The organism is Pseudomonas sp. S1(2024), from assembly GCF_046557535.1.
On record NZ_JBKGFP010000111.1, the window covers coordinates 1 to 21,953 of the forward strand.

General features: G+C 63.9%; 16 protein-coding genes. 9 read left to right on the forward strand and 7 right to left on the reverse strand.

Going from position 1 to position 21,953, the window contains the following annotated elements; all coding sequences use genetic code 11:
* Positions 1-35 precede the first annotated feature (35 nt).
* The 5 genes from dbpA to ACLCGK_RS29085 form a co-directional block, all read right to left on the reverse strand.
* Positions 36-1,373, reverse strand: coding sequence for an ATP-dependent RNA helicase DbpA (gene dbpA, locus ACLCGK_RS29065; RefSeq protein ID WP_230396947.1), 1,338 nt, complete (start codon positions 1,371-1,373; stop codon positions 36-38).
* A gap of 112 nt (positions 1,374-1,485) precedes the next feature.
* Complete coding sequence (mdtD, locus tag ACLCGK_RS29070) at positions 1,486-2,913, reverse strand: multidrug transporter subunit MdtD (RefSeq protein ID WP_182328874.1); 1,428 nt, start codon at positions 2,911-2,913, stop codon at positions 1,486-1,488.
* Between the two features lie 127 nt (positions 2,914-3,040).
* Complete coding sequence (locus ACLCGK_RS29075) at positions 3,041-4,360, reverse strand: TldD/PmbA family protein (protein ID WP_410951873.1); 1,320 nt, start codon at positions 4,358-4,360, stop codon at positions 3,041-3,043.
* Positions 4,360-5,802 carry a TldD/PmbA family protein gene (locus tag ACLCGK_RS29080; RefSeq protein ID WP_410951872.1) on the reverse strand — a complete coding sequence of 481 codons (1,443 nt, stop codon included), beginning with the start codon at positions 5,800-5,802 and terminating at the stop codon, positions 4,360-4,362. The genes ACLCGK_RS29075 and ACLCGK_RS29080 overlap by 1 nt, the downstream gene beginning before the upstream one ends.
* Before the next feature lie 32 nt (positions 5,803-5,834).
* The gene (locus ACLCGK_RS29085) at positions 5,835-7,637 is read right to left on the reverse strand and encodes an acyl-CoA dehydrogenase (RefSeq protein ID WP_410951871.1); all 1,803 of its coding nucleotides are present in this window, start codon (positions 7,635-7,637) and stop codon (positions 5,835-5,837) included.
* A 373-nt stretch (positions 7,638-8,010) separates the two neighbouring features.
* On the opposite strand from ACLCGK_RS29085, the gene ACLCGK_RS29090 reads away from it, so the two are divergent.
* From ACLCGK_RS29090 to ACLCGK_RS29100, 3 genes are all read left to right on the forward strand, one after another.
* Positions 8,011-8,574, forward strand: coding sequence for a hypothetical protein (locus tag ACLCGK_RS29090; protein ID WP_410952225.1), 564 nt, complete (start codon positions 8,011-8,013; stop codon positions 8,572-8,574).
* A 105-nt stretch (positions 8,575-8,679) separates the two neighbouring features.
* On the forward strand, positions 8,680-9,117 hold the full coding sequence (locus ACLCGK_RS29095; protein WP_039612463.1) for a hypothetical protein: 438 nt from the start codon (positions 8,680-8,682) through the stop codon (positions 9,115-9,117).
* A gap of 268 nt (positions 9,118-9,385) precedes the next feature.
* Complete coding sequence (locus ACLCGK_RS29100) at positions 9,386-9,637, forward strand: DUF3077 domain-containing protein (RefSeq protein WP_410952228.1); 252 nt, start codon at positions 9,386-9,388, stop codon at positions 9,635-9,637.
* Positions 9,638-9,738: 101 nt separating this feature from the next.
* On the opposite strand, the gene putA is transcribed toward ACLCGK_RS29100, so the two are convergent.
* Complete coding sequence (putA, locus tag ACLCGK_RS29105) at positions 9,739-13,692, reverse strand: trifunctional transcriptional regulator/proline dehydrogenase/L-glutamate gamma-semialdehyde dehydrogenase (RefSeq protein ID WP_015272041.1); 3,954 nt, start codon at positions 13,690-13,692, stop codon at positions 9,739-9,741.
* Between the two features lie 94 nt (positions 13,693-13,786).
* Entirely contained in the window at positions 13,787-13,975 is a 189-nt protein-coding gene (locus ACLCGK_RS29110) for a hypothetical protein (protein ID WP_143493363.1), read from the reverse strand.
* A 74-nt stretch (positions 13,976-14,049) separates the two neighbouring features.
* Here ACLCGK_RS29110 and putP point away from each other — a divergent pair, with 74 nt between their 5' ends.
* From putP to ACLCGK_RS29140, 6 genes are all read left to right on the forward strand, one after another.
* A complete protein-coding gene (gene putP, locus ACLCGK_RS29115) occupies positions 14,050-15,528 on the forward strand; it encodes a sodium/proline symporter PutP (RefSeq protein ID WP_410952226.1) in 1,479 nt (492 codons plus the stop codon).
* Positions 15,529-15,713: 185 nt separating this feature from the next.
* Positions 15,714-16,550 carry a 23S rRNA (adenine(2030)-N(6))-methyltransferase RlmJ gene (locus ACLCGK_RS29120; protein WP_410952227.1) on the forward strand — a complete coding sequence of 279 codons (837 nt, stop codon included), beginning with the start codon at positions 15,714-15,716 and terminating at the stop codon, positions 16,548-16,550.
* A 220-nt stretch (positions 16,551-16,770) separates the two neighbouring features.
* Positions 16,771-18,528 (forward strand): carbamoyltransferase, encoded by a 1,758-nt coding sequence (locus ACLCGK_RS29125; RefSeq protein WP_247846638.1) that lies wholly within the window; start codon positions 16,771-16,773, stop codon positions 18,526-18,528.
* Positions 18,512-19,642, forward strand: coding sequence for a glycosyltransferase (locus ACLCGK_RS29130; RefSeq protein WP_410952229.1), 1,131 nt, complete (start codon positions 18,512-18,514; stop codon positions 19,640-19,642). The genes ACLCGK_RS29125 and ACLCGK_RS29130 overlap by 17 nt, the downstream gene beginning before the upstream one ends.
* A complete protein-coding gene (locus ACLCGK_RS29135) occupies positions 19,642-20,538 on the forward strand; it encodes an antimicrobial resistance protein Mig-14 (RefSeq protein WP_410952230.1) in 897 nt (298 codons plus the stop codon). The genes ACLCGK_RS29130 and ACLCGK_RS29135 overlap by 1 nt, the downstream gene beginning before the upstream one ends.
* On the forward strand, positions 20,535-21,938 hold the full coding sequence (locus ACLCGK_RS29140) for a PIG-L deacetylase family protein (protein WP_410952231.1): 1,404 nt from the start codon (positions 20,535-20,537) through the stop codon (positions 21,936-21,938). Before ACLCGK_RS29135 ends, ACLCGK_RS29140 begins: the two co-directional genes overlap by 4 nt.
* Positions 21,939-21,953 lie beyond the last annotated feature (15 nt).

Here is a 21,953-nt window from a genome sequence, read left to right on the forward strand (position 1 = left end):
TCGCGAAAGGGCCGCAAAGCGGCCCCAAAATTAGGTCAGACGATGCGGACTTTCAGGGAGCGCCCCTTGATCTTGCCGCTGTTCAAGCGCTGCATGGCCTGCTTGGCCAGCGGCCGTTCGACGGCCACGAACGCCTGGAAATCGAAGATCGCAATCTTGCCCACCTGCTTGCCGGGGATGCCGGCATCACCGGTCAGCGCCCCGAGGATGTCACCCGGACGCAGCTTGTCCTTGCGCCCGGCGGCGATGCACAGGGTGCTCATAAGCGGCAGCAGCGGTTCGCCACCCTTGTGCTTCAGGCTGTCCAGCTGGTCCCAGCGCAGCGGGCTCTTCTGCAGGTCTTCGATGGCCTGGGCGCGGTGGCCTTCGGCCGGTGCCACCAGGCTGACCGCAATGCCTTTCTCGCCAGCACGGCCGGTGCGGCCGACACGGTGCACATGGATTTCCGCATCACGTGCCAGTTCGACGTTGATGACCATGTCCAGGCCATCGATGTCCAGGCCGCGGGCGGCCACATCGGTAGCCACCAGCACCGAGCTGCTGCGGTTGGCGAACATGGTCAGCACCTGGTCGCGGTCGCGCTGCTCCAGGTCGCCATGCAGGGCCTGGGCAACGATGCCCTTGGCGGTCAGGTGGGCGACCACATCCTCGCACTGCTGCTTGGTGAAGCAGAACGCCACGCAGGACTGCGGGCGGTAGTGGCCGAGCACGCGGGTGACCGCCTCGAGGCGCTGTTGCGGGTCGATCTCGATGAAGCGCTGCTCGATCTGATTGTCGGCATGCAGGCTCTCGACCTTGACCTGTTGCGGGTTGCGCATGAAGTCGGCGGCCAGTTGCTTGATGCCGGCCGGGTAGGTGGCCGAGAACAGCAGGGTCTGGCGGCGCGACGGGGTCTTGCCGATGATGCTGGCGATGGCATCGAAGAAGCCCATGTCGAGCATGCGGTCGGCCTCGTCCAGCACCAGGGTGTTCAGCCCGTCGAGCACCAGGGTGCCCTTGTCCAGGTGCTGCTGGATGCGCCCTGGGGTGCCGACGATGATGTGTGCGCCGTGCTCCAGCGAAGCGATCTGCGGGCCCAACGAAACGCCGCCGCACAGGGTCAGGATCTTGATGTTGTCCTCGGCGCGGGCCAGGCGGCGCAGCTCCTTGGCCACCTGGTCGGCGAGCTCGCGGGTAGGGCACAGCACCAGCGCCTGGCAACCGAAGTAGCGCGGGTTGATCGGGTTGAGCAGGCCGATGCCGAAGGCGGCGGTCTTGCCGCTGCCGGTCTTGGCCTGGGCGATCAGGTCCTGCCCCTTGAGGATGACCGGCAGGCTCTGGGCCTGGATCGGTGTCATCGAGGCATAGCCGAGGGCGTCCAGGTTGGCCAGCATGGCAGTGGACAGCGGCAAGGTGGCAAAGGCGGTGGATTCGGTGGTCACGAGGCGGGCCTGCGGTGCGAAGCGAAAAATGCCGCATAGTCTACCAGCCTCATGGCCATTCGCCCTACGACTCCATGTGTTCTTCCGGACGACGGGCACGCCTTCCGTCCGTCGGCGACAGCTGCAGGAATATCGCCGCCGCCAGCATGGCCATCACGCCGATGGTGACGAAGGTCAGCTGGAATGCACCCAAGGTGGTTTCTACACCGTCGGCGTTTCCGGCTGCGGTAAAGCCGCCGAGCAATGCCCCCGCACATGCCACGCCCAGGCTCAGGGCCAGCTGCGCGACCACCGACAGCAGGCTGTTGCCGCTGCTGGCGCTGGCGTCGTCGAGGTCGATCAGGGTCACCGTGTTCATCGCGGTGAACTGCATCGAGTTGACTGCCCCGAGCAGGCCCAGCTGAATCAGCAGCACGGCATAGGGCGTCTGCTCGTCGACCAGCCCGAGGCTGGCCAGCAGCAGGCCCAGCAGCAGGGTGTTGCCGGTGAGGATGATGCGGTAGCCAAAGCGTTCGATCAGTGGTCGGGCAATGGACTTGGCCAGCATCGCCGCAGCCGCCAGCGGGATCATGCTCATGCCGGCCTGGGCCGGCGAGTAGCCCAGCGCCACTTGCAGCAGCAACGGCACAAGGAACGGCAGCGCGCCGCTGCCCAGGCGGGCGAACAGGTTACCGAGAATACCGATGGCAAAGGTGCGCACGCGGAACAGGCTGGGTGAGAACAACGGCTCCGGGTCGCGCCCGGCGCGCAGCCAGTAGGCCGCCAGGCAGGCCATGCCGGCGAACAGCAGCAACATCACCCGCAGGTGCGGCAGGTGCAGTTCGCCCAGGCCTTCCATGGCGATGGTGATCAATACCATCGCTGCGCCAAACAGCAGGAACCCGGGGCCGTCGAACGTGGTGCGCTCGGCGCCGCGCAGGTCGGGGATGAACTTCCAAACGGCGTAGCAGCCGATCAGGCCGACCGGCAGGTTGAGCAGGAAGATCCAGTGCCAGCTCAGTATTTCCACCAACCAGCCGCCAACCGTAGGGCCCAGTAGCGGCCCGAGCAGGCCGGGGATGGTGATGAAGCTCATGATGCGCACCAGCTCGGTGCGCGGGTAGGCACGTAGGACTACCAAGCGCCCGACCGGCAGCATCAGCGCACCGCCCAGCCCTTGCACGACACGGGCAAAGATCAGGAACCCGAGGCTGTTGGCGGCGGCGCACAGCAGCGAGCCGAAGCTGAACAGCAGGATGGCGCTGAAGAAGATGCGCTTGGTGCCGAAGCGGTCGGCGATCCAGCCTGAGGCGGGGATCAGCAGGGCCACGGTGAGCATGTAGGCGATGATCACGCCCTGCATGCGCAGCGGGTCTTCGGCCAGCGACCGGGCCATGGCTGGCAGCGCGGTGTTGAGGATGGTGCCGTCCAGGGACTGCATGAAAAAGGCGATGGCCACCACCCAAGGGATCCAGCGGGCGGTGACAGGGTCCAGCGGGGTGCGTTCGGGCATGACTTCCTCGTTCGTCAGTGCCGGCCCTTTCGCGGGCACGCCCGCTCCCACAGGTATCGCACCGCATCCGATGATGGTGCAATACCTGTGGGAGCGGGCATGCCCGCGAAGAGGCCGGTAATGCCTATCACAGTGTCAGGGTCAGGCCTTTGACCAGTGCCCCCGGCAAATGACTCGACCCGGTACTGCGCTGTCCATAGGTACTGGTCGACAGAATCATCTCGCGCTCCTGCGTCAGGTCCTCCAGTTGGCTACCTAGCAAGCTGTACAGGCTGTCATCGAAGCGCATGGTGCTCACCGGGCCCTGGATCTGCCCGTTCTCCACCCAGAAGGTGGCGAAGCGGGTCAGCCCGGTCATGCGTGCCGCCGGCAGGTCGGAATAGTTCAGGTACCACAGGTTGCTGATGTACAGCCCGGTACCGAGCCGCTCCAGAATCTGCTCGCTCGGCAGGCTACCTGCTGCCAGGCTCAGCGCACACGGTGACTCGCAACTATCGGCGCCATTGGCCAGCAGCTCGAATTCGGCCGCACTGCGCGCACTGATCAATCGCTGCCGGGCCTCGCCTTGCTGGATCAACGGCACATCCAGGCGCGGCGAGCCTTCATCGGAAAATGCAGGGCTCAGCGAACCGCTGACCTGCTCGGTGAAACTCACCAGTGGGCTCAGCCGCGCATCGCCGTTGTACAGGCGCTGCAGGGCACTGTTGCCAGTGGCCAGGGCCTGTGCGGAAAAACCGCCCCAGCACAGCATGCCGGCTATTTCGTCCATGGCCGCCGGGGCCAGGTAGGCGCGGTAGCTGCCAGGCTTCAGCGTGACGGCAGGGCGGCCAAGGAAACCCAGCTGTTCCCGCGCCTGGCGCAGGCGTGCGGTGAAGTCGTCGGCGCTCCACACTTGCCCGGCATAATTGGCCTTCACCGCCTCGCCGTTTTCGTGGAACAGGCTCCAGTCGAAGTTGAAGCTGTTGGCCTGGTGCCAGCCGAAGGCCCCGAACGAGCTGGCGAAGCCCCGGCAGATGGGGCCGGCGGCGTAGATGCCGACAAGGTCCAGGTCGCCGGCTTCGCGCTCGAGCAAGGTCAGCACATCGCTCAGTTCGGGCAGCGGCTGCTCCTGCTGGCTGTGGCTGTGCCAGGCGCTTTCGTCCAGGCGCAGGTACGGATCGACCGCCAGCAGTGGCAAGGTCTGGCGCAGTTGCTCCAGGGCCGTGAACAGACGCTGGCTATCCAGTTGCGTGTCACCACTCAAGGTCACCTGTTGCTCTGCCTGGCGGCCATCGCGGATCAGCCGCAGTTGCGCGCCGGCCTGGTTCACGGTGCCGGCCTGGCGCACCTTGGCATGGTTGAAACGCACGAATTGCGATTGTTCGGCGCTGTAGCCGAGGGTGAACTGTTCGCCCGTCTGCAGGGCTTTGCGCACATCCCCGACCAGGGTTTCGAAAGCGTGTTTCATCAGGCGTCTCCTCCGAATACGTCGATCTGGCGGAACACGCAGGCCGGCGAGGCATGCCCCACCCGTACCACCTGGTTGGGTTCGCCCTTGCCGCAGTTGGGCGTGCCCAGCACCTGGAAGGTACTGCTGTCGCCGACCGCCGCCAGGTTGCGCCAGAACTGCGCGGAGATACCACGGTAGTTGGGGTTCTTGACGATGCCCTTGAGCTCGCCGTTTTCGATCAGTTGGCCCCATTCACAGCCGAACTGGAACTTGTTGCGAGCATCATCAATGGACCAGGAACGGTTGGTGCGCATCAGGATGCCGTGCTCGATGCCTTTCACCAGCTGATCCAGGCTCTGGTCGCCCGGCTCGATGTTGAGGTTGGCCATGCGGTCGATCGGCGCACGGTTCCAGCCGCAGGCACGGCTGTTAGCCACGCCGTCGAGGCCGGAGCGGAACTGCGACAGCGCACCACCCAGCGGGCGCAGCAGCAGGCCATCGCGGATCAGGAACTGCTTGCTGGCCTGGGTGCCGTCATCATCGAAGCTGTAGCTGGCCAGCTCTTCGCCGATGGTCGGGTCGAAGGTCACGTTGAGCAGCGCGGAGCCGTACTGCAGGTGGCCGAAGTCATCGGCTTTGACGAAGCTGGTGCCTGCGTAGTTGCGTTCGTCGCCGAGAATGCGGTCCATCTCCAGCGGGTGGCCGATGGATTCGTGAATCTGCAGCATCATCTGGTCCGGCATCAACAGCAGGTCGCGCGGGCCGCTGGGGGTGTTCGGCGCCAGCAGCAGTTGCAGCGCCTCGTCGGCCACCCGGCGGGCAGCACCGACCAGGCCGCAGCGCTCGATGACCTCGAAGCCGCCCTGCTGGCCGAAGTTGTCGCGGCCCAGGCTGCGGCTCTGGCTGTCCTGGCCGTCGCTGGCGGTCACCCCCAGGCCCGGGAACAGGAAGCGCTGGGCGTGGCGTAGCTCGGCGCCGACCGAGTTCAGGTAGGTCTGCTCGACCAGGCTCAGGCCCAGGCTGGCCTGCCAGTCCACCAGGCGGCTGTCCTTGGGCACGCTGGCCGATTCGGCAGCGAGCAGGCCAAGGCAGTCGGCAAGGTTGGGCACGGGTTGGTCGAAGTTGGGCGAAATGTGGTCGTGGCGTGCGCTGGTCACCGGTTGCTCGCGCAGGTCCAGCAGGTTGTATCGGGCGATCTGCCGGGCCAGCGCCTCGGCCCGCTCCAGGGCGCGCTGCAGGCCGGCCTGGGACAGGTCGGCGGTGGCGGCATAGGCTTCCACGCCATTCACACGCACGGTGAGCATGGCGCCCTCGTCCTGGCTGAAGAAGGGTGGTTCCGCGACGTTGCGGCGAACCGACAGCGCCTGGTGCGACTGTTTCACATGGCGCAGGGAAAACAGCTCGGCCGTACTGCGCAGCGTGGCAAAGCGCTGGCGCAGCAGGGCGCTGGTATCGAACATGTGGAAGCCTCCGTGTACACGGTGGCTCCCCCTTAGAACCACTCGTCCTGCATGGCGAGGCAAGTGTCGTCGCGCGCCTCGAGCAATGCCAGCTCATTATGGCAGCCAGGTACCTCCCAGGTCAGGAAATAACGCGCTGCCTGCAGCTTGCCGAGGTAGAAGTCGCGGTCGGTGGGTTTGCCCTTGAGCAGGCCGAGTTCGGCATGGATCGCCTGTTCCAGCCAGCGCCAGCCAATCACGCAGTGGCCGAAGGCCTTGAGGTAGAGGGCCGAGTTGGCCAGGGCGCCGGCGACTTTGCCCTCGGCCAGGTCACCCAGCAACGCCAGCGTCACACCTTGCAGGCGGTTGACCAGTTGCTCCAGCGGCTGGCGCAGTGGGTCGAGGTTCGCATGGTGGCTGGCGCGCTCGCCGGTGGCAGCGATCGACCGGATCAACTGCTTGAGGCCGGCGCCATTGTTCTGCGCCAGCTTGCGGCCCAGCAGGTCGAGCGACTGGATGCCCTCGGTGCCTTCATGGATCGGGTTCAGGCGGTTGTCGCGGTAGTACTGTTCAACCGGGTACTCGCGGGTGTAGCCGTGGCCCCCGAGGATCTGGATCGCCAGTTCATTGGCCTTGAGGCAGAACGTCGAGGGCCAGGATTTGACGATCGGGGTCAGCAGGTCGAGCAGCTCCTGCGCCTGCTTGCGGGCGCTGTCGTCGCTGGCAGTCTGGGTGTCGTCGAACAGGCGCGCGGCATACAGGCCTAGGTCGAAGGCGCCCTCTACGTAGGCCTTCTGTGCCAGCAGCATGCGTTTCACATCGCTGTGCTCGATGATCGGCACTGCGGGGCTGTGCGGGTCTTTGTTGTCCGGCAACCGACCCTGCGGGCGCTGACGGGCGTATTCCAGCGAATACAGGTAGCCGGCGTAACCGAGCATCACTGCGCCCATGCCGACACCGATGCGTGCCTCGTTCATCATCTGGAACATGCAGGCCAGGCCCTGGTGCGGCTGGCCGACCAGATAGCCGACGCACTGGCCGTTGTCGCCGAAATTCAGCGCGGTGGAGGTGGTGCCGCGCCAGCCCATCTTGTGGAACAACCCGGCCAGCAGCACATCGTTGCGCGGGCCACGGCTGCCATCTTCGCTGACCAGATACTTGGGCACGATGAACAGCGAGATGCCCTTCACGCCGGGCGGAGCATCCGGAAGCTTGGCCAGAACCATATGCACGATGTTCTCCGACAGCTCGTGATCTCCGCCGGAAATGAAAATCTTGTTGCCCTTGAGCCGGTAGCTGCCGTCACCGGCAGGCTCGGCGCGGGTACGGATATCGGCCAGTGAAGAGCCCGCATGGGGTTCGGTCAGGGCCATGGTGCCGAAGTAGCGGCCTTCGATCATCGGTTGCAGGAACAGGCGCTTCTGTTCATCGCTACCGAAGCTCTCGATCAGGTTGGCCGCGCCCATGGTCAGGAACGGGTAGGCCGTGGTGCCAGCGTTGGCCGCCTGGAAGTGGGCGAAGCAGGCCTGCGAAACCAGGCTCGGCAGCTGCATGCCGCCGGCTTCGAAGTCGCGGTTGGCGTTGAGAAAGCCGGCTTTGAGAAAGACGTCGACGGCGGGTTTCACTTCGGGGATCAGTTCGGCGCGGCCATCCACGTAGCGCGGCTCGTTTTCGTCGGCCTTGCGGTTGTGCGGGGCGAAAAATTTCTCTGCGATGGTGCGGGCAGTTGATAGCGCCGCATCGAAGGTTTCGCGGCTGTGCTCGGCGAAGCGCGGGCGCTGAGTCAGGGCCTCGGCGTCGAGGACTTCGTAGAGTTCGAAGGCGAGGTTGCGGGGGCTGAGCAGGGTCTCGGGCATGGTCGCGGTCCAGAGGCGGGATGCTGCGAGTGTAGGAGGGTGGTGGGGTGGGGGACAGGTTAATAGGTTTGGGTGATATGGGTTGAGAACTCCGGGATGCCTGGTGGTTGGTCGAACAGATCACGCGGGGTGGGGGCAGTTGTTGTTTTGCCTGTTCGGGCCCTTTCGCGGGTAAACCCGCTCCCACAAGTACTGCGCAGCCCCAGCCATCAACGCTGCACCTGTAGGAGCGGGTTTACCCGCGAAAGGGCCGGAGCAGGCGCAGGAAAATGTAGAGACGTTTCCCACAAGTCAGAGTGGAACTGGACTACTGCGGATCGAATGCCATTTGGCCTTGAATGTGTGCTTTGGTGTTCGCAATGAGGCTTTTCTGATGAGTGATGTCCACAAGAACGACTTGACTGATTTCGAGGGCAAGCAACTTCCCTTCTTCGTAGTCTCGCCCCTGAAGTTTGGCGTAATGACCTTCTTCACCCTTGGTTTTTACTGGCTGTATTGCTTTTATCAGAGCTGGAAGCTGCATGGAGTGAGGACAGGAGAAAAGGTCAGCCCATTCTGGCGAAGCGCTTTTGCAGTGTTCTTCATCTACCCGTTATTGAAAAGGGTGAATGATCATATTCGCGAGTCAGGCAGAACCTACCCTTGGTCCATTCTGGGGCTCGCGCTGGGCTACTACGGTATGTGTGCTGCCTGGGTGGCTGCCAGTGTGATTCTGGATGATCAGTTGTGGGCGGCGTATTTTGCGGGTGTAGTCATTCAAGCAGCTTGGTTGGTCATTCTGGTGCCCATGCAGAAAGGCGCCAATTTCAGCGCGGGGGATGAGGCAGGAGTGGCCAACAGCCGTTTCACGCTGGCCAATTGGTTGTGGATGCTGCTGGCTGCCGTAATTACAGCAGCGCAGCTGTTTGCTTTGATCGCACTTTCGTCCATGGCTTGAGCAGCGTCGCAGCAGAATTTGCCGGGGCCGCTTTGCGGCCCTTTCGCGGCGAAAGGCCGCCCCTGCGAAGCTCGGTATTCCGGCGCGGTTCGAAGAGGGAGCATATTGAAGAACTCGAACTTGAGCTGGCATGCGATCGCTTTCCTGTTTTGGGGAGGCATGGACGCGTTCTACATCTGCCTTTATGTTTTCCGCAGTACGGAGCGAGGTGCCATACCTTTCTGGACGGATTTCAAGGACGCATTGAGCAACATGCAGATCTGGGGAGGAGGGCTAGAGCTAATCGTCTGGCTAGGCCTGATTCTGCAGCTTTCGTTGATAGCGACCTGCGGGTTGTTTCTAATGCGTTGCCGGTTGGCTGTCTATTTGGCGATGGTGCAGATCCCCTTTCGCATCTTTTTTATCGTTCCGTCGATATCCATAATCCTGTTGTTGCCGATGCTGGCTTCCAGTATCAGTAACTCGGTGTGGATTGGGCTGATGCTGACTTCGGAGGCTGGGAAAGGCTGGTGCCTATTGTGGCTCTGGCGAAAGCGCGGGTAACGGTGTGCGCCGGGTTTTTTGGATTTTTCTACCGGTCTGTCAACCCATGCACAGCTGCCACCCTCTTGTTTGACAGCAGGTGGTGATAGTTCCTGATCCACCCCTGAACGCAGATTCACTCGAAGATCCTAATCTAGGTCGCGAACTTCGCACTGAGGCTTAATGATGTGTCGCCTGAGCCGGCCCTTTCGCGGGCATGCCCGCTCCCACCGGTACGGTGCAAGTCATGAAGCTTGTGGTGATCCTGTGGGAGCGGGCGCGCCCGCGAATAGGCCCGGCCAGGCACTCGAGAATTATCAGGGGATTGAACAATGACAACAGAAGACACCCAATCCGCATCGAGCCTGGCATCCCGTGCAGGGACGCCCGTGAGCAGTCGTCGGAGTTGATGGGTTATGTCCGCGAATTGACCATTACCGGGCTGATGGATGAGAAGCCGATGATGATCTGGGCTGCCCATTACCTGAGTGCGATGGCCAAGGCACTGATGGATGATGCTGAGTTGGGGATGAAGCAGTGAGGGTTTGGCTTCAGGTTGAATGAACACCTGTCAGCCCAACCCCAGCCCCCATAAAAAAAGGAGAGCCGAAGCTCTCCTTTTTTCGTTAACAACCCTCAACCTCAGCCAATGGTCATCAGGCTGGCATTACCACCGGCAGCAGCAGTGTTCACACTCACTGCCCGCTCGATCACCAGGCGCTCCAGCGCAATCTGGTGGTCGCCGCTGGACAGCCCGTGCACACCCACGATCGCCCCGGCACGCTTGGCCACCTGCTGGCACACGCCGCGCAGCTGGTCCGAGTCGCCATGGTGGATCACGGCGTCGAACGCCACTTCATCCTTGTTCCAGTCCGCCACCAATTTGACCTTGGCCTGCAACTCTCGCGGCAGGCGGGCACGCAGGGCCTTGCCCGGCTCGCCATCCGCCCATACCGCCGAGCTGCCAACGGCCAGCACTGCGGCGAACTGCGCCAGCAGGTCAGCTTCGTTGTCGGCCAGGCACAGCACGTGCTCACGCGGCAGGATGGTGTAGCTGTTGCGCTCGCCGGTCGGGCCTGGCAACAGGCGGGCGATGCCGCTCTGCGACTGGCTGGCGAACTGGCTGCACAGCGTGGCAAGGTCGGTCAGCTGGTTGCTCTCAGCCCATGCCTTCAGGCCGTGCAGCGGCTTGATCAGCTGTTCGTGCAGGGCGCGGTCAGGCTTGCCTTCGCCGTCCTGCTGCTGGAAGTGGCGGCCAATCGCGTCGGCCGGGCGGGTCGACAGCAGGCGGTACAGGTACAGCGGGCCGCCGGCTTTCGGGCCGGTGCCGGACAGGCCTTCACCACCGAACGGCTGCACACCCACCACTGCACCGACGATGTTGCGGTTGACGTACATGTTGCCGGCGTTGGCGGTTTCCACCACCTTGGCGATGGTCTCGTCGATGCGGGTGTGCACGCCGAGGGTCAGGCCGTAGCCGGAGTTGTTGATCTGCTCGATCAGCTGGTCCAGGTTGCGACGGTTGTAGCGCACCACGTGCAGCACCGGGCCGAAGATTTCACGCTTGAGCTCGTCAAAGCTTTCCAGCTCGATCAGGGTCGGCATGACGAAGGTGCCGCGCTTGAGCTCCGCAGCATCGGCAATGGCCACCTGGTAGACCGAGCGACCTTTCTCGCGCATGCCCTGGATGTGCTTCTCGATGCCGGCTTTGGCTTCGGCGTCGATCACCGGGCCAATGTCCACGGCCAGGCGGTCCGGGCAGCCCAGGCGACTTTCGGCCATGGCACCCTTGAGCATTTCGATCACGCGGTCGGCGGAGTCTTCCTGCAGGCACAGCACGCGCAGTGCCGAGCAACGCTGGCCGGCGCTGTCGAAGGCCGAGGACACCACATCGATCACCACCTGCTCGGTCAGTGCCGAGGAGTCGACGATCATCGCGTTCTGGCCGCCGGTTTCGGCGATCAGCGGGATCGGGCGGCCCTGGTTGTCCAGGCGGCCGGCGACGTTGCGCTGCAGCAGGCGGGCCACTTCAGTGGAACCGGTGAACATCACGCCCTTGACGCGCTCGTCACCCACCAGGCCGGCACCGACGGTTTCACCGCGGCCAGGCAGCAGCTGCAGCACGCCTTCAGGAATGCCGGCTTCCAGCAGCAGGCGCACGGCCTGGGCAGCGATCAGCGGGGTTTGCTCGGCCGGCTTGGCCAGTACGGGGTTGCCGGCGGCGAGCGCTGCGGCTACCTGGCCGGTGAAGATCGCCAGCGGGAAGTTCCACGGGCTGATGCACACCACCGGGCCCAGCGGGCGGTGGGCGTCGTTGCTGAAGTCGTTGCGTGCCTGCACCGCGTAGTAGCGCAGGAAGTCCACGGCTTCACGCACTTCGGCGATGGCGTTGGCGAAGGTCTTGCCGGCTTCGCGGATGAGCAGGCCCATCAGCGGCTGGATTTCGGCCTCCATCAGGTCGGCGGTGCGCTCCAGAATGGCGGCGCGTTCGGCCGGCGGGGTGGCCTGCCAGATCGGAGCGGCATTCAGTGCGCACTGGATGGCGTTGTCGACGTCGGCGACCGTGGCTTCCTGAACATGGCCGACCACGTCGCGGTGGTCCGCCGGGTTCAGGACCGGTGCGGCGGTGCCTTCGCTGGCTGCGCAGGCCAGCAGTGGCGTGGCTTTCCAGTCGTTGTGGGCGGTGGCCAGCATGGCGCAGGACAGCGACGCCAGGCGGTGTTCGTTGGCCATGTCGATGCCGGCCGAGTTGGCCCGCTCGCTGCCATACAGTTCACGCGGCAGCGGGATGCGTGGGTGCGGCAGGCCGATGCTGCCTTCCTGGGTGCCCATGCGCTCGATGCTGGCGACCGGGTCGGCGACCAGTTCCTGGATGGAGATCGAGTGGTCGGCGATGCGGTTGACGAACGAGGTGTTGGCGCCGTTTTCCAGCAGGCGACGCACCAGGTAGGCCAGCAGCGTTTCGTGGGTGCCGACCGGTGCATAGACGCGGCACGGACGGTTCAGCTTGCCTTCGGAAATCTTGCCGACCACCTGCTCGTACAGTGGCTCGCCCATGCCGTGCAGGCACTGGAACTCGTACTGGCCCGGGTAATAGTTCTGACCGGCAATGTGGTAGATGGCCGACAGGGTGTGGGCGTTGTGGGTGGCGAACTGCGGGTAGATGGCTTCTGGCACGGCCAGCAGCTTGCGGGCGCAGGCGACGTAGGACACGTCGGTGTACACCTTGCGGGTGTAGACCGGGTAGCCTTCCAGGCCTTCGACCTGGGCGCGCTTGATTTCGCTGTCCCAGTAGGCGCCTTTCACCAGGCGGATCATCAGGCGGTGGCGGCTGCGCTTGGCCAGGTCGATGACATAGTCGATCACATACGGGCAGCGCTTCTGGTAGGCCTGGATAACGAAGCCGATACCGTTCCAGCCGGCCAGCGAAGGCTCGAAGCACAGGCGCTCGAGCAGGTCGAGCGACAGCTCCAGGCGGTCGGCTTCTTCGGCGTCGATGTTCAGGCCGATGTCGTACTGCTTGGCCAGCAGGGTCAACGACAGCAGGCGCGGGTACAGCTCTTCCATCACGCGCTCGTACTGGGCGCGGCTGTAGCGCGGGTGCAGCGCCGACAGCTTGATCGAGATGCCCGGGCCTTCATAGATGCCACGGCCATGGGAGGCCTTGCCGATCGAGTGGATGGCCTGTTCGTAGGACGCCAGGTACTTCTGTGCGTCGTGCTCGGTCAGTGCGGCTTCGCCGAGCATGTCGTAGGAATAGCGGAAGCCCTTGGACTCGAAGCGGCTGGCATTGGCCAGGGCTTCGGCGATGGTTTCGCCGGTGACGAACTGCTCGCCCATCAGGCGCATGGCCATGTCGACGCCCTTGCGGATCATCGGCTCGCCGCTCTTGCCGATGATGCGGGTGAGCGAGGAGGTGAGGCCGGATTCGTTGTGGGTGGACACCAGCTTGCCGGTCAGCAGCAGGCCCCAGGTGGCGGCGTTGACGAACAGCGACGGGCTGTTGCCCAGGTGCGGCTGCCAGTTGCCGGTGCTGATCTTGTCGCGGATCAGCGCGTCACGGGTGCCCTTGTCGGGGATGCGCAGCAGGGCTTCGGCCAGGCACATCAGTGCCACGCCTTCCTGGGACGACAGCGAGAATTCCTGCAGCAGGCCCTGAACGATGCCGGCACGACCGCCAGCGCTCTTCTGGTTACGCAGTTTTTCGGCGATGCCGGCGGCCATCTTGTTGGTCGCTTCGGCCAGCGGGGCGCTCAGGCGCGCCTGCTCCAGCAGCATCGGTACCACTTCCTGTTCGGGGCGGCGGTAGGCGGCGGTGATCGCCGAGCGCAGCACCGACTGCGGCAGGATGCTCTCGGCGAACTCGAGGAAGCACTGGTGGCTGTGGTCGGGTTGGACCTCACCGGCGTCGTCGGCCAGGTTGCTGGCATGGCCGTTGAGTTCGGTCAGGGTGGCACCACCCTCGAGCTTCTCCAGGTAGTTGAAGATCGCTTGCTTGATCAACCAGTGCGGGGTGCGGTCAATCGACTGCGCAGCTGCCTTGAGTCGCTCACGGGTCGGGTCATCGAGTTTGACCCCAAGGGTGGTCGTCGCCATTTCTTATCCTCGTTATTGCCACGGTTGTGGCCTAAGCTGGCGCCAAGAGTAGCTGTAGGACAATTCGGGTGCAACCAGGTGCAACCCGAATTTTTCATGGAAAAGGTGCAACTCGTCCGACCGTCATTTCCATGCCCGGAAAAGGGTCGTTTTCGGTGCGTTTTATTCTGAAAAGCGGGGGTGTTGCTCCCAAAAGGAGCAAAAAATCAGATTTGTCTGAAAATGCACGAGAAGGTGCAACTTGCAAATGAAAAATGGTTGCACCCGCTTTGCGTTGTTGCATAGGATTCGCCGCCTGGGTGCAACCGCCATGGCTGCGGTTGTGCATGACATAAAAACAAACGCCAGGGCACACGCATGGGCAATCCACTAACGATCACTTTCGTGGTCTATATCGCGGCAATGGTGCTGATCGGCTTCGCCGCCTATCGCTCCACCAATAACCTTTCCGACTACATCCTCGGCGGTCGCAGCCTGGGTAGCGTGGTCACCGCGCTTTCCGCCGGCGCTTCCGACATGAGCGGCTGGCTGCTGATGGGCCTGCCGGGTGCCATCTACTTCTCAGGCTTGTCCGAAGCCTGGATTGCCATCGGCCTGACCGTCGGCGCCTACCTGAACTGGCTGTTCGTCGCTGGTCGTCTGCGCGTGCAGACCGAGCACAACGGCGATGCACTGACCCTGCCGGACTACTTCTCCAGCCGCTTCGAAGACAGCAGCGGCGTGCTGCGGATCATCTCGGCCATCGTGATCCTGGTGTTCTTCACCATCTACTGCGCCTCCGGTATCGTTGCCGGTGCCCGTCTGTTCGAGAGCACCTTCGGCATGCCGTACGAAACCGCCCTGTGGGCCGGTGCCGCCGCGACCATCGCCTACACCTTCGTCGGTGGTTTCCTGGCGGTGAGCTGGACCGATACCGTGCAGGCTTCGCTGATGATCTTTGCGCTGATCCTCACCCCGGTGATCGTGCTGATCTCCACCGGCGGCTTCGATACCACCTTCGCTGCCATCGATGCGGTCAACCCGGCCAACTTCGACATGCTCAAGGGCGCCACCTTCATCGGCATCATCTCGCTGATGGGCTGGGGTCTGGGCTACTTCGGTCAGCCGCACATCCTGGCGCGTTTCATGGCCGCCGACTCGGTGAAGTCGATCGCCAACGCCCGCCGTATCTCCATGACCTGGATGATCCTGTGCCTGGCCGGTACCTGCGCCGTGGGCTTCTTCGGCATCGCCTACTTCTCGGCGCACCCTGATCTGGCGGGCCCGGTCACCGAGAACCACGAGCGTGTGTTCATCGAGCTGGCCAAGATCCTGTTCAACCCATGGATCGCCGGTGTACTGCTGTCGGCCATCCTGGCGGCGGTGATGAGTACCCTGAGCTGCCAGCTGCTGGTGTGCTCCAGCGCCCTGACCGAAGACTTCTACAAGTCCTTCCTGCGCAAGAACGCTTCGCAGGTCGAGCTGGTGTGGGTCGGCCGGCTGATGGTGCTGGCCGTCGCCCTGATCGCCATCGCCATGGCCTCCAACCCGGAAAACCGCGTGCTGGGCCTGGTGGCTTACGCCTGGGCCGGCTTCGGTGCTGCCTTTGGTCCGGTGGTGCTGATTTCGGTACTGTGGAAAGGCATGACCCGTAACGGCGCACTGGCCGGTATCGTGGTGGGCGCACTGACCGTGATCCTGTGGAAGAACTTCGACACCCTCGGGCTGTACGAAATCATCCCGGGCTTCCTGTTCGCCAGCATTGCCATCTTCGTGGTGAGCAAGCTGGGCAGCCCGTCGCAGGCAATGGTCAAGCGGTTCGAGACTGCTGATGCGGCGTATCACGCTGACAAGTAATACCGTCTGATTCGGTGTTGCCTTCTTCGCGGGCTTGCCCGCTCCCACAGATGCTCCACAGGGTCTGAGATCTGTGCAGGCCCTGTGGTGGCGGGTTTACCCGCGAAGATGCCGTCGCCGATCAGCAGCCAGGCCTGACTCCGCCTGCAAGGCAAGGTAAACTTGCCACCCCCGCAGGAGTTGCCATGAACTATCGTCACGCCTTCCACGCCGGCAACCACGCCGACGTCCTCAAACATATCGTGCTGACCCGCCTCATCGCCCTGATGTCGCGCAAGGAGCAGCCGTTCGCCTATATCGATACCCATGCAGGGCTCGGCCTTTACGACCTGCAGGGCGACCAGGCAACCCGCACCGGCGAGTACCTGGAAGGTGTCGCCCGCCTGTGGAATCGCGATGACCTGCCGGCCATGGCTGACGACTATTTGCGAATCATCAAGCGTCTGAATGCCGATGGCGAGCTGCGCTACTACCCCGGTTCGCCCGAGCTGGCTCGCCGTCTGATGCGCCAGCAGGACCGCGCCCTGCTCAACGAGAAGCATCCTGAAGACGGGCCGCTGCTCAAAGAGAACATGAAGAAAGACCCGCGCGTGTTCGTGCACCTGGGCGAAGGCTGGCATGTGCCGCGGGCCTTGCTGCCGGTGCAGGAAAAGCGCGCGATCATGTTGATCGACCCGCCGTTCGAACAGGCTGACGAGCTAAAGCGCTGCACTACCGCCATGAAAGAGGCGATCGGCCGCATGCGCCAGACTGTCGCGGCCATCTGGTACCCGATAAAGGACCAGCGCTCGCTGACCCGCTTCTACCAGGACCTGACCAGCACCGGCGCACCGAAACTGCTGCGGGTCGAGTTGTATGTGCACCACCAGGACAGCCCGCAGGGGCTCAACGGCTCCGGTCTGGCCATCGCCAACCCGCCGTGGGGGTTGGAAGAAGAGCTCAAGGAGCTGCTGCCATGGCTGGCCAAAGAGCTGGCACAAACCGCCGACAGCTTCCGCATGGACTGGCTGATCGCTGAATAATATTGCTTGCCTGTACCGGCCCCATCGCCGGCAAGCCAGCTCCCACAGGTACAGCGCGGGCCTCAAGGTCGGCGGTGTACCTGTGGGAGCTGGCTTGCCGGCGATGAGGCCAGTACAGGTTGCCGCGTTGCGCACATGTTTGCGTTATAATCCCGCCCTTTAGCCGCCACCCGCCCAAGAGGCCGCTGGCGCATTTCTACCGAATGAAGAGGCTAATCCCTTGGCATTGACGATTCTTGGCCTGTCCGGCGCCCTTAGCCATGACCCTTCCGCGGCCTTGTACATTGACGGCAAACTGATTGCCGCCGCCGAAGAAGAGCGCTTCGTGCGTGACAAGCATGCGAAGAACCGCATGCCCTACGAGTCGGCGAAGTTCTGCCTGGAACAGGCTGGCATCAAGCCATCCGACGTCGACGTGGTAGCCATCCCGTTCGCCCCGATCAGCCTGTTCGGCAAGGCGCGCTGGCACTATGCCAAGCGCTACTGGTACGCCCCGGATCGCGCCCTCGACGCTATTCTGATGGGCAACCGTCGCTACAAACGCTACCGCAAGAAGATCGTCTGGTGCCTGGAGCAACTGGGCTTCGACCCGAAAAAGGTCAAGATCGAGCCGGTTGAGCACCACCTGGCCCATGCCTCCAGTGCCTACCACTGCTCGGGGTTCAAGGAAAAAACCGCAATCCTCGGCATCGACGGTAAGGGCGAATACGCCACCACCTTCTTTGGCTACGGCGAAAACGGCAAGATCCACAAGATCAAGGAATTCTTCGACCCGGACTCGCTGGGCGGCCTGTACGGCGCAATCACCGAGTTCCTCGGCTTCGAGATGCTCGATGGCGAGTTCAAGGTCATGGGCATGGCGCCGTATGGTGACGCCAGCAAGTACGACTTCTCGCGTCTGGCCAGCTTCGAAAACGGCGAACTGGTGATCAACACCGAATACGCCAACGTCATTGGCCTGCGCCGCTATAAAGAGAAGGGCAAGGGCTTCTACTTCTCGCCGAAGCTGATCGAGTGGCTGGGCCCCAAGCGCGAAGGCGACATCGCCGACGAGCCGTACATCCATTACGCGGCCAGCATGCAGGCGCTGTTCGAAAAGATCGCCCTGCAGATGATCGACCACTACCTGGGCGACGTGCTGCGTGAAACCGGCAAGCTGGCCTTTGCCGGCGGTTGCGCGCTGAACGTCAAGCTCAACCAGAAGATCATTGCCCGCCCAGACCTGAAAGAGCTGTTCGTTCAGCCGGCTTCCGGTGACGCCGGTACCGCCGTGGGTGCTGCCGCCTACGTTTCCCACGCCCGTGGCGTACCGGTCGAGAAGATGGAACACGTCTACCTCGGCCCTTCGTACTCCAACGAAGACGTGATCGCTGCCTGTGCCCGTCACCCGAACGCACCGAAGTGGCGCAAGCTCGACGACATGCCGCAGCGCATCGCCAAAATCATGGTCGACGGCAACCCGGTGGCCTGGTTCCAGGGCCGCATGGAGTTCGGCCCTCGTGCCCTGGGCGGCCGTTCGATCATTGGTTGCCCGAGCGTGCCGGGCGTAGCCGACCGCATCAACGAGCAGATCAAGTTCCGCGAACGCTGGAGACCTTTCTGCCCGTCGATGCTCGACACCGTCGCCCCGCAAATGATCAAGGTCGACCACCCGGCGCCGTTCATGACCTTCACCTTCGAAGTGGCTGAAGAGTGGAAGACCCGCGTGCCGGAAGTGGTCCACGAGGACGGCACTTCGCGTGCCCAGGTGCTCAAGCGCGAGTACAACCCGCGCTACTACGACATGATGAAGGCACTGGAAGAACTGACCGGCAACGGCGTGTCGCTGAACACCTCGTTGAACCGCCGTGGTGAACCGATGATCTGCTCGCCGACCGACGCCCTGAACATGTTCTTCGGCTCGGACCTGCAGTACCTGATCATGGAAGACATCCTGGTTGTGAAGGACGGCGCGGCCCCGTATGACCAGCCGCTCTGAACCGCGCATCCTGCAGTTCTGCCATGGCTATGACGGGCCGTTCCTGGACTGCGCCCGTCAATACGCCAGCCTGTTCCAGGGGCGTGGCTACCAGGTCACCACGGTGTTCCTCACCGGCGCCGCCGACCCGCTGGTAGCGGCAGGCTGCGCCTCGGACGAGGTGCTGTTCCTGGAGTTCAGCTCCAAGGCCGTGCGCGGCCTGAAACTCGGCGCCATCCGTGCATTGCGGCGGATCGCGGCCGAGCGCAATTTTGCCTTTTGCATTGCCCATCGCTTCAAACCGATCTACGTGGCGTTGCTGGGCACCGGCTTGCCGGTGATCGGCGTGCACCATGCTTTCGGTGACTACGAGCGCAAGGGGCGACGCATCTTCGCCAACCTGTTCAGCAAACGCCTGAGCTTGCTGGGCGTGTCGGACGCAGTGCGTGACGACATGCGCCGCTGTCTGCCGCAGTGGCCGGCAGAGCGTATCCAGACCTTGTACAACCGCATCGACATCGACGCCCTGCAAGCGGCCTTGGTGCCACGCGCCGAGGCCCGTCAGGCCTTGGGGCTGGACGCACAGGCGTGGATTGTCGGTAACGTCGGGCGCCTGCACCCGGACAAGGACCAGGCCACCCTGCTGCGTGGCTTTGCCGAAGCGCTACCGGGGCTGCCGGCTGGCGCCCGCTTGGCAATCATGGGCAAGGGCCGCCTGGAAGCCAGGCTCAAGGCACTGGCCGCCGAGCTGGGCATTGCCGGGCAAGTGGACTTCCTTGGCCAGGTGCCGGATGCGCGCCGTTACTTCCAGGCGTTCGACGTATTCGCCCTGAGCTCCGACCATGAGCCGTTCGGCATGGTCCTGCTCGAAGCCATGGTCGCCGGTGTGCCGGTACTGGCCACGGCCTGTGGTGGTGCCCGCGAAGTGGTGGAGGGTGTTGGCGTGCTGTTCCCTCTGGGCGATGCGGGGCAATTGGCCCAGGGCCTGAAACACATGGCTGTGCTCGATGGGCAGCAACGCCAGGCCTGTGCCGAGCACATGCTGCAGCGCCTGCGTGAACGCTTTTCCGACCAGGCGGTGCGCGAAGCATTCTGGCAACTGCCGCAAGTCCGCGCGTTGGTGGGGCAGGCCTGATGCTCAACCGTATCCAGGCCTTCCGCGAACGCGGTTGGCAAGTTATCGACGCCAAGGCCTATGCCGAGGCATGGGCCCGGTTTGGTGGCAGTGTCGCCACCCATCCCCAGGTGGTCGAGCAGCTGGCGGACCTGGCGCAGATCCCTGTGCGTTACCTGGGCTGGCACCAGGCCGGCGAGCTGAAAGCCGCCATTCCTACCTGGGGGCGCCACCTTGCGCTGTCCAAGGACGTGCTCAAGCGTGCCGGCAAAAAGGCCCTATTCGATCTGGGCAACGCCGAGATCATCCTGCCGGCGGCGGCCGACGCCGCTGCACCGTTGCGCCATGCCGCGCGCTACCTGTCCGAACTGAACCTGGGCCGCTTCAGCGGCCTCAAGGCGCAGAAGGAACAGCTGGCCATGGCCCGCGCCCATGAAGACCTGTCGAAGAAGTTCCGCTACAACCAGCGCCGCGAACTGCGCCTGCTGGAAGAGGCGGGCGGTGTGGTGCGCCCGATCGGCGACTTCAGCGCGCAGGAAATCGCCAGCATGTACTGCGACCTGTTCCAGCGCCGCTGGGGCTTCCCTGCGACCGGTGCCGAGCGCATGGCCGAAGTGCTGGAACGCCTGCGTGAGTTGCTGATCGGCTCGGTGCTGCTGCTGGACGGCAAGCCGATTGCCATCCAGCTGGTATACCGTGTCGAAGCGCCGGAATGGATCAGCGTCGAGTACATCAATGGCGGTGTCGACCCTGAAACCAAGGCCTTCAGCCCCGGCAGCGTGCTGAGCTTCCTCAATACCCAGGCCGCCTGGGAAGACGCCCGTGCACGCAACAAGCCGCTGCGGTTCTCGTTCGGCCGTGCCGACCGCGAGTACAAGGACCGCTGGTGCAACCCCGTACCGGTGTATCAGGCGTGAGTCGCAAGCAGCAGTTGCTCAAGCGCCACCGGCGCAACAAGCGCCTGGGCCTGTTGGCGGGCCTGATCGCGCTGGTGGCCATAGGTGCGTTCAGCTGGTGGTGGTTGCCACTGCTGCTGTTGCCGCTGTTATGGGCGGCTCACGAGGCCTGGTTTTCCGACCACCTGTTCTACGCGCCAGGCGAGGACTACGCCTACGACTTCGGCGAGCAGACCCGGGAGGCTCCTGCCAGCCTGAGCGGCGGCTTGCTCAAGGCTGAGTGCGTGCTGCAGGGCAACGAAACCCTGGTCCTCGAGCTGCGGGTAAAAAGCAGCTGGCTGGGGCGCTTCCTCGACCCGCAGGTCGAGCTGGTGGCTGGCGAGCAGGCCGACCGGCAAACCTTCGAGCGCGGCGTCGATGGCGTGCGCTTCCTCAACCTCACCGGCCTCGCCGCACCTCTACAGGCTGGCGCGTTGCGCGTGCGTGGCCGGCATTGCCGGCTGGCGGGCCAGCCGCGCTTGTGGATAACCCCGGCGGTCGAGCTGCAACGGCGCCGGGTGATGGTGATCGCGCCACATGCCGATGATGCCGAGCTGGCCGCTTACGGCCTTTACAGCCAGGCCGACGAAACCTGGGTAGTGACCCTGACCGCTGGTGAAATCGAGGCCGAGCACTATCAGCAGATGGGCTTGGCAAAGGCCGAGGCCGCGCGCCTGAAGGGCCGCCTGAGGGCCTGGGATAGTGTCGCCGTGCCACGCTGGGCCGGTGTGGCGGAATCGCGTTGCGTGCAGCTGGGCTACTTCTGTCTGCAACTACCTGCCATGCAGGCTGCGCCAGACCAGCCGGCCGCTTCTCGCGAGGCCGACCTCGCCGACATTCGCGTATTCCGCCGATTCAACCCGTTCCCGCTGCCGGCCGATGGCGATGGCGCGCCGACCTGGCGCAACCTGCTCGCCGACCTGCGGGCCTTGCTGGAAATGGCCAGGCCAGAGGTGCTGGTGATGCCGCACCCGCAGCTCGACCCGCACCCCGACCACATCTGTGCCCAGGCAGCGGTGCTGGAAGCCTTGCAAGGCCTGGCCTGGCAGCCGCAAACCCTGCTGTGCTACGCCAACCACCTGCATGACAACGACCGCTGGCCGATGGGCGACAGTGGTGATGGCGTGGCCCTGCCGCCACAGCTGGACGCTGTCCAGGCCTGGGCTCCTTGCAGCCTGGTACTGGACCTTGCGACCCAGCGCGACAAGGCCATGGCCCTGGGCATGATGCACGACCTGCAGCCGCCAGCACCGTTCAAACGCCGCCTGCGCCGCTTGTTGCAGCGCTGGTTGGCCGGGCGGCACCTGTCGCCTTACGGCGAGAACGAATTCTTTCGCAAGGCTGTGCGCCGACATGAACTGTTCTGGCGGCGTGAGCTGTAGCCGCGCCCCATGGTT